The sequence below is a fragment of the Rhodococcus sp. WB1 genome, assembly GCF_001700945.1.
GTDB lineage: Bacteria > Actinomycetota > Actinomycetes > Mycobacteriales > Mycobacteriaceae > Rhodococcus > Rhodococcus aetherivorans.
This window is the reverse complement of record NZ_CP015530.1, coordinates 217,521-224,533: the sequence shown is the minus strand read 5'-3', so window position 1 is coordinate 224,533 and position 7,013 is coordinate 217,521. Positions and strand designations below refer to the sequence as shown.

6 protein-coding genes and 1 pseudogene are annotated in these 7,013 nt (G+C 67.7%); 2 read left to right on the top strand and 5 right to left on the bottom strand.

The features are described 5' to 3' along the window. Positions 1–20: 20 nt before the first annotated feature. Complete coding sequence (locus tag A4U64_RS27510) at positions 21–1,019, bottom strand: DUF6615 family protein (protein WP_065923734.1); 999 nt, start codon at positions 1,017–1,019, stop codon at positions 21–23. A 166-nt stretch (positions 1,020–1,185) separates the two neighbouring features. Between A4U64_RS27510 and A4U64_RS27505 the strand changes: the two are divergent. Beyond that, positions 1,186–2,437: pseudogene (locus A4U64_RS27505) on the top strand (IS256 family transposase). Positions 2,438–2,510: 73 nt separating this feature from the next. Here A4U64_RS27505 and A4U64_RS27500 read toward each other — a convergent pair. Together A4U64_RS27500 and A4U64_RS27495 are read right to left on the bottom strand one after the other, a co-directional pair. Beyond that, a complete protein-coding gene (locus A4U64_RS27500) occupies positions 2,511–3,530 on the bottom strand; it encodes a hypothetical protein (protein WP_065923733.1) in 1,020 nt (339 codons plus the stop codon). 4 nt (positions 3,531–3,534) lie between these two features. Next, complete coding sequence (locus A4U64_RS27495) at positions 3,535–4,641, bottom strand: site-specific integrase (protein WP_065923757.1); 1,107 nt, start codon at positions 4,639–4,641, stop codon at positions 3,535–3,537. An 876-nt stretch (positions 4,642–5,517) separates the two neighbouring features. Between A4U64_RS27495 and A4U64_RS27490 the strand changes: the two genes are divergently transcribed. Beyond that, the gene (locus A4U64_RS27490; protein WP_065923732.1) at positions 5,518–5,697 is read left to right on the top strand and encodes a hypothetical protein; all 180 of its coding nucleotides are present in this window, start codon (positions 5,518–5,520) and stop codon (positions 5,695–5,697) included. A gap of 60 nt (positions 5,698–5,757) precedes the next feature. On the opposite strand, the gene A4U64_RS27485 is transcribed toward A4U64_RS27490, so the two are convergent. Together A4U64_RS27485 and relB are read right to left on the bottom strand one after the other, a co-directional pair. Continuing rightward, positions 5,758–6,030: a type II toxin-antitoxin system RelE family toxin gene (locus A4U64_RS27485; RefSeq protein ID WP_065923731.1), complete on the bottom strand. Its 273-nt coding sequence runs from the start codon at positions 6,028–6,030 to the stop codon at positions 5,758–5,760. Then, positions 6,027–6,248 carry a type II toxin-antitoxin system RelB family antitoxin gene (gene relB / locus A4U64_RS27480; protein WP_065923730.1) on the bottom strand — a complete coding sequence of 74 codons (222 nt, stop codon included), beginning with the start codon at positions 6,246–6,248 and terminating at the stop codon, positions 6,027–6,029. Before relB ends, A4U64_RS27485 begins: the two co-directional genes overlap by 4 nt. Between the last annotated feature and the right edge of the window lie 765 nt (positions 6,249–7,013).

The following is a 7,013-nucleotide window of genomic DNA, read 5'->3' as shown; positions in this document are numbered from 1 at the left end:
CGAAGCTCACTGGCGGACAATCATCGTGGTCTGTCGATCTCGTCGAGGTCGAGGTCGAGGTCGAGGAGCAACAGGACATCGGGCAGTCTCCCAGTCAGGGCATCCTCAGGGCCGATGAGAAAGTTGGGGTTTCCCTCGGCGAAGTCGCCAGTTTCGAGGAAGTACCTGTGAGCTGCCAGCGTCTTATGAGCGTAGCCAGGCAGCCGTGTTACGAGTGGCGTTGACGTGAGTGTCTGGCGCGCCCAGTTCAGAGCCCCGGAACCGTCGACACCGGATATCTCGCCGCGTCCCGCTCCGTCGAGAAGGATCGCTGCCATTCGCAGATCGTCGAGGATCTGCTCAGAGGACATTGTTGCGTAGTGAGCACGGTAAGCCTTGAGATTGTCGGCAACCGCGTTGGTGCAGGCCAGGGTGAAGAGTCGTGACCAGGGCAGCGAGGCGGGCATGTAACGCGGCACGAATGAGCGTTCGGTCCATTCGGTGCCCCGTGATCCGAGGTGCAAATCCACCACACTGTAGGAGGACATCACGGCGCAGCCCCATAGTTCCTGGTCCAACGGACCGCACCGATGGATGTGGTCTGATACGAACGACTCTCTGAAGCGGTCCTGTGCCCAGCCGTTGAAAAAGACATGGAACGGATACGTGGATTCTCCCTGGCAACCGGCAATCAAGGTCTGGTACTGAAACTCGTGTCCGGCGTCGATATCGCCGCGATGATCCAACTCCCTGTACTTCTTTCCGTGAACCCGTTTGGCTTGGATCTTCAGCCGAAACCATCCGAGACTCCACGAACCGATCCACCACTCCCAGTCCGCCCCAGCCGTCTTCTCCTCAGACTGATTAAGACGCCTGACCGCTAGCTGCGGATGCTTCCGCATGAGAGCGAATAAAAGCTCATCGGTGATCGAGTCCTCACGGAACTTGAGCCCTGCGATGTCACCGATCATCACTCGATCCCAGGTGGCCCTCGCGAGACGATCCATGTCTCGAACGACCTCGACAATGTCCAGTGGCATTCGACAACTATCGCAGGCACCCGATCTGTTCGAACTTGCGGAGTAAGCAGCATCCTCGAAATGACAGCGGCCGTGAAGGGACTGTCCGGAAAACGGTGTGTGAGGGTCCGGTCTGATCCGAGAGGTAATGACCGTGACTGACACGACAGAAGTGCTAGGCGAGGCGATCATTGATCCCGTGACCGGGGAGATCATCGATCAGAAGGAGCTCGCGGAGCGTTTGCTCGCGCAGGCGAAGGAGCAGGGCGTGAGCCTGGTCGGGCCGGGAGGCCTGGTGAGCCAGCTCACGAAGAGCGTGCTCGAGACTGCTCTGGAAGCAGAACTGACCGAGCACCTCAGTCACGAACACGGCGGAACACCGATCGCGGAGAACATGCGTAACGGGACCCGCACCAAGACCGTCCTGACCGAGATCGGGCCGGTCGAGATCGAAGTTCCCCGGGACCGGGACGGCTCGTTCGAACCGGTCATCGTCCCGAAACGCAAACGTCGGCTCGACGGGATCGATCAGATCGTGCTCTCGTTGACCGCCCGCGGGTTGACCACCGGTGAGATCGCCGCGCACTTCGACGAGGTCTACGGGGCGAAGGTCTGAAAAGGACACCATCAGCAGGATCACCGAGAAGGTGACCGCCGAACTCGCCGAGTGGTCCTCCCGGCCACTGGATCCCATCTACCCGGTCATCTTCGTCGACGCGATCGTGGTGAAGGTCCGTGACGGACAGGTGCGCAACACCCCGTTCTACGTCGTGATGGGCGTGACCGTGAACGGTGAACGCGACATCCTCGGCATCTGGGCCGGCGACGGTGCTGAAGGCGCCCGGTTCTGGTTGCAGGTGTTCAGCGAACTGAAGAACCGCGGCGTCGAAGACGTATTCATCGCCGTGTGTGACGGGCTGAAAGGGCTTCCCGAGGCGATCAACACCACCTGGGAGCACACGGTCGTCCAGCAATGCATCGTTCACCTGATCCGCAACAGCTTCCGGTACGCCGGCCGGCAGCATCGCGATGCGATCGTCAAGTCCCTCAAGCCGGTTTACACCGCTCCGAGTGAGCAGGCCGCGAAGGATCGATTCATCGAGTTCGCCGCCGAGTGGGGCGAGCGGTATCCGGCGATCGTGCAGTTGTGGGAGAACGCCTGGGCGGAGTTCGTTCCGTTCCTCGAGTACGACGTCGAGATCCGGCGGGTGATCTGCACGACGAACGCGATCGAGTCGATCAATGCCCGCTACCGGCGGGCAGTCCGCGCCCGAGGACACTTTCCCAACGAAGCATCGGCGCTCAAGTGCCTGTACTTGGTGACGAGGTCCCTTGACCCCACGGGCGGGGGCCGCGCACGCTGGGTGATCAGGTGGAAGCCCGCGTTGAACGCGTTCGCGATCACCTTCGCCGGACGGCTCGAAAGAACCATCCGCTAATGAGAACCGCCGGGCCCCACACACCGTTTAACGGACAGACCCGTCGCAGTTGCGCATCTGGTATCGAGTACGGCTACAGGATGTCGAAGAGAGCCAGCAGCTCTTCGAGAAGGTGGTCAGCCTGGTTTTCGATGGTGTCGAGCACGTGGGCGAGGTCGTGCAGACTCTCTTGCGCATGGCGGCGGGCCGCGATACCGCGTTCGTAGTAGTGGGGATCGAGCGCGATCTCGGGGTCGAGCCGGGCGTGCGGGGCGTCGTCCCGGTCCCCCGGCTTGCGCAAGGGCAGTGACGCCCGAACCCGCACCTGACCGGCCAGGTGGTCGCGGACGATCGCGGCGAGGGATTGTGCGCTCATCGGTTGCGGTATCAGCGGCAGGTGTCCCCAGCGGTCGATCGGGGTCAGCAGGGGGTGGCGGGCCTGCCGGTCGGTGAGCGCGACCTGGCCGACCTCGGCCAGGTCGGTCAGGTGCTGGGCGAGCAGGTCGGTGTTCGGGTACTGATCCAGGAACGCCTGGATCTCAGCCCATCTGCGGTACACCCCCACCGCCGGACTCTCGCCGGTGCCCGACTCCGGTGGCAGGCAGAATTGTTCGCCGTCGGTTGTGGTGGCGACGAGGGTGCCGGCGTCGAGGCGGACGTCGCCGCGGCGCAGCCGGGCCAGCCGGGCGAACGGCATCCCGGTCGCCGCCAGGACGAGCAGCAGCGCGTCACGGCGGCCGACCAGCCCGCTCGGCCAGCCCGTGGTGGGCAGCTCCCCCGCCCTTTGCAGCAGGAGTTGCGCGAGCCGGTCGAGTCGGGCGGCGCGGGCGGTGTCGAGCCGGCGGCGGACGGTTTCGCTGCGGCCCGGTGCCGGGTGGCCGTGGCGGGTGTGGACGGAGTTGATCGCCGAGACCCGCCGCCGCTGGGTGGCGGGCGCGGCGGGATGCTCGTGCAGGAACAGCGCGAGCGCGTCGGGGGTGGTGGGGATGGTCCGCTGGTCGGTGGCGGTGCACCAGTCGGCGAACAGCGCCCAGTCGTGCCGGTACCGGGCCGGGACCCGCAGCCCCAGCGCGTCTTCCAGGGATGCGTCGTGTCGTCCGATCGGGGTGCTCATCGCGCTACAAGCCCAGGTTCGTGACAGCGTTGCCCAGGAGGGGTGCGTGTTCGCGGGCGTAGACCTCGAGCATGGCGGGGGTGGTGTGTCCGGTCTGGCGCATGATCGCGTGCGCGGAGGCGCCGTTGCGGAAGGCCTGGGTGACGAACCCGGCCCGCAGCGAATGCCCGCCGAGTTGCTGGACGAGTTCGGGGTCGTAGCCGGCCGACTCGGCGCGGCGGCGGATCGCCGCATGGACCGCCGCCCCCGACAGCGCGGTGTCGGAGAGGTTGCCGTTGCGGCGGATCGCGCGCAGCAACGGCGACGCCGGGACCATGCGGGGGCGGGGGCCGCGGCACACGTGCGCGTCGAACGGCTTGGCGTTTCTGAGCAGCCGGATGACGGCGGGGCGGCCGCTGGCGTCGTGGGCGGCGACGACCTGGGCCCACCGCATCCACGCGCACGGCGGACAACTGGTGTGCGAGGCGGTGAAGGGCAGGGCCCGCACCGCGCCGCGGCCCTCCTGATCGGTCTTGGATTTGCGGAGCTTGATGTGCAGCCCGTCGAGCCGGTGCAGCGCGACGTCCCCGCAGGTGAGGGCGACGAGTTCGCTGCGCCGGAAGGCCCCGGCGAACCCGAGCAGCAGGAGGGCGGTGTCGCGGCGTTCGACCACCTCGTCGGCCCAGCCCTGGCAGTCGGCGCGGGCCTTGTCGACGATCGCCAGGATGTCGGCGGTGAGCAGCGGAGCCCGCGGGCTGCGGGGGCGCTCGCCGGTGGTGGCGTAGTCGCGGCGGATCCCGGACATCGTCGCTTTCACCAGGTCGTCGCCGGTCGGGCTGGGGTGTCCGGTTTGGCGGTGGTGGTGGGCGATCGCGGCGAGGCGATGGGCGAGGGTGGCCGGGGCAAAGGCCCGCTCCCCCGCCTCGGTGACGGTGTCGGCGCACGCCACGAGGTAGGCGGCGACGGTGACCGGGTGCGCCGGCAGCGCGGTGTGGCCTTCCCGCTGGCACCAGGTGGTGAAGGCCCGCCACGCCGAGGCGTAGGTGCGGCGGGTCCCGGCGGCCCGCGCCGCGGCCACCGACGCCGCGATCCGGGAGGCGGTCGTCGCCGTGATGTCCGGCGCCGCCGGCATGACGATCTGGCTGTTCACCGCATCATCCGTCTCGTTGGTCACGGGTGGGGACGCTACCGGAGGGCTCCGACAGGGCCTCGACGCGGGAAAACACGCTCAGCTGGGGGTTCGCCGGGATTGCTGCGTAAATGGCATTTTACGTCGCTGACACCGCACAAACCGGGAGTGACATACCCCCAGGTCGCGAAAACGCCCGATATGCACGATTCATCCTGATTTTTTCGGGGCTCCCGCGGTGGCCGACACCCCGCGACCCTCGCGCCCGGCCCACCCGCGACCAACGCCTCCACCTGCAATGATGACAGAGAACCCGTCCGGCACCCCCCGTCTTCGCCGAGGTGAGAGGCCGCACGAAATTGCCAGCGGGCAACCTGGGGGGGAACGTCACTCAAGGTCAGCGGTAGGCCGCACGAAATGTCAGCAGGATCCGGGCATGTTCCGGTCGCTGAGCTGGGGTTATGTGCACCGCGAGACCTGGCCGAGAGCGGCTCGTCGGCTCCCTCGACTTCCCGCTGCTCCGACTCGGAACCGCGGACCCGATCGCCCTGTGCCCGGACCACGTCGACGGCGACCACGAGATGCCGGCCGGGTTGTTCGACGGCACTCGCCTCACCGGGTGGGTCGAGAACCAGTACGAAACCCCGGCCATCGCCACCGAGGTGGTCCCGATCCCGAACCTCACGTTCGTCCCCGAACCGCTGCGGGGCCACGACCCGAGGGCATGGCCGGTGGCAGAGACGATTCATCGGATGCTGCCCACCGGCCTCGTGTTGCTGGGGCCCTACCCGGTGCGTGTCACCGTCCCCGGACCGGACTCGGATTCGGATGCCGTGCAGATCGCCGTGCTCGACGGTGCCCTCGGCCGGCTGTCCGACCATGTCCGATCGTGCGGGCTCTACACCGGTCGAGTCGGCGCCCTGGGCGCTGGGAATCTCGACCGCCTTGACGGCGCTGGCGGTGGCACGGGCCCGTCGCGGTGCGGTCCGGGACACCACGGCGGTGCTCACGCTCGAGCAGCTCCGGGCCGCGTCCACGCCGCCGGCGCCGGGCCGGTAAGTCGAACCCCCCGTCGCGTCGGGTCGCAGTCGGCGAGACCGCATCGGAATGCAGTGGTCTCTACCGCTCCCGGTAGATCTCGGAGCGATGCCCGAGCCCGATCGCGACGATCACCAGTTCGTCCTCGCCGATCTCGGCGATGACGCGCCAGTCACCGATCCGGTAGCGCCAGTACCCCGCGTGGTTCGCGGTCAACGCCTTGCCCCGCTGACGGGGGTCGTCCAGCTCGCAGACCTCGTCGAGGTATGCCCTGATCCGCCGCAACGCTGTGCGGTCGATACGGCGGGCGGCCTTGTCGAACTGCGGTGAGGTTCGCAGGTGCCACCGGGTCACCCGCCCAGCTCATCCCACAGTTCCTGGGCCGGCCGGCTCTGCCGACCGGTGTTCTCCCACTCGTGTACCACAGAGTCCGCCCAGAACCGCTCTTCCAGTTCGCCGAGGTGCGCATGGATCGCCTCGCGGATGTAGAACGTCTTCGATCGTCCGGTCCGTCGCGCCAGTGCGTCGAGCCTGGCCTCGTCCTCCGGCGTGAGTCTGATCGAGATTGCCACGGAAACCACCTCCTGCGATACAAGTATCGCAGAGGGTGCCTCGGGTGGCTACCACCAGGTCACGACCAGGAAGTGGCGGCGATGGGGCGCCTGCAGGCTGGGGTGTGGTGCCGGCAGGCCCGCCGAGTTCGCCCCGCGTCGAACGGTGCCCCGCATCGAACCCACCGTCGATGGTGCGGACCTCGGCTGCGACGGCAATCCCGGCCCGGCCGGGTGACGAACCCACCACCCGGGCGCTGCACCAGCACACCGCCGTGCCCGAGCCGCGCCGGGACGGCGCTGCTCTCCCCGAGTGGGAGGTGACGCCGGCCGATCAGAGATCGAACAGTGAGAATTGATTCTTCTGAGCCCCGGGACTCGGGGTCGGCGAGGTACCGCTCGGCCACGGCTCGGGCGACGGTCTCGTCGCAGCCGAGATCGGCGGCGACCTCACCCCGGTCGTGGCCGCTCGGAAACACCCTGCGTGCCACCCTCGGCGCGCCGACGTTCTTCCGGCACGGCGAAGCGGACCAGCAGCCGGCACTGACGCAGGCAGGCACCGTCGAGTGCACGGGACGTCGAATCGACACCGGAGAACTGAACACCCGTGTCCGGGCGACCCCCGCTCCAGCAGGATCGGCGAGGGTCGCACGGTGTGGCGGCGGCCGGACAGCGCAGAGCGTGATCCAGGTCCCCGCCCGCAGTGACCGGACCACCGCGCGTACCGCGGCGCAGGCCGTGGGCGATAGCGCGCCTACGGATCCGAGGAGGCGCCCTTGACGCTGA

Coding starts and splice junctions, on each gene's coding strand:
- A4U64_RS27490 (WP_065923732.1), top strand. CDS start 5,518: ATGTCCGATCGTGCGGGCTCTACACCGGTCGAGTCGGCGCCCTGGGCG.
- A4U64_RS27495 (WP_065923757.1), bottom strand. CDS start 4,641: ATGCCGGCGGCGCCGGACATCACGGCGACGACCGCCTCCCGGATCGCG.
- A4U64_RS27500 (WP_065923733.1), bottom strand. CDS start 3,530: ATGAGCACCCCGATCGGACGACACGACGCATCCCTGGAAGACGCGCTG.
- A4U64_RS27510 (WP_065923734.1), bottom strand. CDS start 1,019: ATGCCACTGGACATTGTCGAGGTCGTTCGAGACATGGATCGTCTCGCG.